The following is a 2,990-nucleotide window of genomic DNA, read 5'->3' as shown; positions in this document are numbered from 1 at the left end:
CCCTTCCTGAAGAGCGTGCCGTCGCGAACGAAGAACTCCACGACCTGAGGAACGCACCCGGTGGCGCCGTAGCGGTCCTCGTGGAAGCGAACGATGATCCTATCCGGCGCCGAAGGACTGCCACCGTCGACGACGGTGAGCGGCGCGCCAGCCAGCGTGCGCGTGACGGCGCCGGCGTCGACGCAACGGTAGCCGGCCAACGAGATCTCGTACTGCAGCAGCGCGACGGCGGCCTGGATCTCCTCTCGGCGCTCCGAGACGTCCGAGGTGACCCGGTTGGCGCGCACGCCGCTCGAGTAGACCGACAGGGCGGCGCCGAGGACGACCAGCATCATCGCGGCGGCGATCAGCAACTCCACCACCGTGAATCCGGCTCGGTTGCTCCTCACCTCACTTCACCACCGTCGAGACCTCGGCGCTGGCGCCGTCTCGGGCAGTGACGATGACGGTGACCTGCCGGGCGTCGGCGGTAGCCACGTCGCCGTTCCGGCACACGAGCGAGCCCCCCACCAGCTCACACGGGAACACGCGCACCTCGCAGTCGTACAGGTCGTCGCCGTCCGCCAACGACCGGCACGTCTCGCCCCTCACGGGCGACCTCACGTGACGGCTGAACTCCCGCTGGAGCTGCAGCTCGCTTTGCGCCATGTTCGTGAGCGTCTGCGAAGCGGCGGCGGTGCGGGTACCCCTAAGCGACGTGGCCTGGAGCATGAACACCGCCAAGATGCCGACCGCCAGGATGGCCATGGCCACGATCACCTCGACCAGCGTGAGCCCGCTGCCCGACCTCACTGTGATCCGACCCGTACCTGACCGGCGGGGGACACCTCGACGCTGAACGTCCGCTTGCCGTCGGAGAACGACGTGGTGGTACCGGCTATGCCGCCCCCGCAATGACCCGGCCGGCCGTTGGGCAGCCAGAGCAGTCGACCGTCGGCGGTGTCGGTGGTGAACGCCACCTGGCGGTACTCGGTGGCATCGAACGCGGCCTGCTGGGAGGTGAACGCCTCGCAGTTGCTCGCTGCCGACGTGCTGGCGACCAGCATGCTTATGGTGCGCGAGGCGGCGTCGGCACTGATCAGCACGGGACGGTTCCTGCTGATCGCCACGTGCCGCGCGTTCTGCAGGAACGAACGGTAACTGTTGGCAGCAAGTCGGGCCGGCGGTTCCCGCAAGGTCGCGGCGCCGATGCCCGCGAGCACCCCGACGATGGCCAAGGCCACGAGCACTTCCAGGATCGTGAAGCCGAGACGGACTGTGGTTCTAGACATGCCCTGACATCCGAACGGCAGGCTATCAGGGTCGACTGACGCGTTACTTACAGCGTCAGGAAGCCGCGGCTTGCTCCCCTCCGGCCGCTCCCGGCGGCGTGCCAAGGGTACTCCCCGGCCGGAACGGTTTCCTGGCCGGGGAGGCGAACGGCTCAAGCCGAAGGCTGGCTGCGGGTCTCAGTTGGGCACGGCGATGTACAGCACGTACTCCTGCTGGAAGGTCCCGCGCGCGTTCTCGTAGTACAAGGTGACGACCGCGTACCAGCCCGAGGGGAACCCCGCGGCGACGTGGGCCTGCGCCACGTCGACGTTGAGAAGCTGCGTGCCGAGGCCGGGAACCTCGATGGCCATGCCGTTGCCCGGGCGGGCGTTCTGGGACAGGTTCGTGCAGCCCACGCCGGGCACGGGGTTGTCACACACGAGTCCGGCAGGGACGGTCACGTTCAACGATTGGGGGTCGTCGCCACCGGCACCGACGAGCACGTTGAGCTCGTCGTAGTAATCGACGCGGTAACCGGTGACGTTCGTGGCCGGCGTGCCGGCCTTGGTAGACAGGATGAGGTCCCGCGACTTGACGGTGATGATGCCCATGGCGTCGATCTCGTACCCAAGCTCGTTAGTGGGCGACAGCCCCAACATCAACCGGTCCGGCTGGTTCGGGAAGATGGTGGAGCAGGCCGACAGGACGATCGCCGCGATTACGAGGCTCGCCACTCGTGCGAAGTTGGACTTCATGGGGCTCCTCCTAGAGACCACGGTTAGAGACTACGGTTGAGTGCGCGAGGCACGTTAGCAGAACGTAACACGCCGCCTGGAGCGGCTCGGCGAGATTATGCACAGCGTGCGGCCCCTCGAGGGAGGGGCCGCACGCGGCGAACTTTCCTGGGTTGGGCCTAGGTTCAGCGTCCCGGTACGCGGCAACGCACCTCGTAGCTCCAGCGCGTCTTCACGTCGGGGCCGAACACCGTGGCGGTGAACTCGTTGTCGCTGCCCTTGGTGAAGATGGCGCGCGCCTCGCCGGTGGCGCCGCCCACCACGCCGCCGGGGTAGAGGGCATCGCCGTCATGCTTCGCGTCGCCGCGCCAGCCGGTGTCGTGAGCGTAGGTGCCGCTCGGGTACTCGATCAAGATGCGGTCGGGGATGCCGATGGTGTCGAACTTGAGGTCGAACACGGCGCCCACCGGCACGGAGCTGACGTCCCAGCGGTCGATGGTCACGCCGTAGGCGCCCTGCTGCTTGGTCACCCAGTCGCCGCAGGTCGTCAACTCCGCCTCGCGCTCGGGCGCCGCCTCGCCGATGCTGATGACGGCCGAGGCCGTGGCGGCCCGAGCGCCCGTGTCGACCGAGGCCACCAGGCCGTAGACGCCGGCGGCGTCGAACGCCTGAGCGACGTCGAGGGTGGCCGCGCCGTTCTCGACCGCGACCTCGAGTTCGCCGGAGGCGCCGCCCGAGAAGCTCCACTTGAAGGTGGCGAGTTCGCTCCTGCCCTTCAGCCCGGTGGCGTTGAGCGTGAAGGTGTAGGAGGTGCCCACCTCGCCGGCCTTCACCACGTTCGGGTTGATGGTGAGGCCCATGGGCGTGCGGCTCGTCTCCTTCACCGGCTCCGGGGCGCCGCAAGCGGCGAGGAGCGCGATCGTCAGGCCGGTGAGTAGCGTGGTGGTTAGTCTGCGGTTCATCTGGTACCTCCGTTGGTCCTGCAAGTGCGAGGAGTATGGAGCC

General features: G+C 68.1%; 5 protein-coding genes. All 5 read right to left on the bottom strand.

What is annotated here, in order from left to right:
- On the bottom strand, positions 1-389 hold a 389-nt coding region (locus tag H3C53_13035), incomplete at its 3' end, for a prepilin-type N-terminal cleavage/methylation domain-containing protein (protein MBW7917590.1).
- A 1-nt stretch (position 390) separates the two neighbouring features.
- On the bottom strand, positions 391-792 hold the full coding sequence (locus H3C53_13030) for a prepilin-type N-terminal cleavage/methylation domain-containing protein (protein MBW7917589.1): 402 nt from the start codon (positions 790-792) through the stop codon (positions 391-393).
- Positions 789-1,271: a GspH/FimT family pseudopilin gene (locus tag H3C53_13025; protein MBW7917588.1), complete on the bottom strand. Its 483-nt coding sequence runs from the start codon at positions 1,269-1,271 to the stop codon at positions 789-791. Before H3C53_13025 ends, H3C53_13030 begins: the two co-directional genes overlap by 4 nt.
- Before the next feature lie 177 nt (positions 1,272-1,448).
- Positions 1,449-2,006, bottom strand: a complete 558-nt coding sequence (locus H3C53_13020) for a hypothetical protein (protein MBW7917587.1) — start codon at positions 2,004-2,006, stop codon at positions 1,449-1,451.
- A 164-nt stretch (positions 2,007-2,170) separates the two neighbouring features.
- Positions 2,171-2,947 (bottom strand): hypothetical protein, encoded by a 777-nt coding sequence (locus H3C53_13015; protein MBW7917586.1) that lies wholly within the window; start codon positions 2,945-2,947, stop codon positions 2,171-2,173.
- Positions 2,948-2,990: the final 43 nt, after the last annotated feature.

The organism is Trueperaceae bacterium, assembly GCA_019454765.1.
Classification (GTDB): domain Bacteria; phylum Deinococcota; class Deinococci; order Deinococcales; family Trueperaceae; genus JAAYYF01.
The sequence above is the reverse complement of the archived record's forward strand: the minus strand, read 5'-3'. Positions and strand labels throughout refer to the sequence as shown.

Coding starts and splice junctions, on each gene's coding strand:
- H3C53_13020 (MBW7917587.1), bottom strand. CDS start 2,006: ATGAAGTCCAACTTCGCACGAGTGGCGAGCCTCGTAATCGCGGCGATC.
- H3C53_13025 (MBW7917588.1), bottom strand. CDS start 1,271: ATGTCTAGAACCACAGTCCGTCTCGGCTTCACGATCCTGGAAGTGCTC.
- H3C53_13015 (MBW7917586.1), bottom strand. CDS start 2,947: ATGAACCGCAGACTAACCACCACGCTACTCACCGGCCTGACGATCGCG.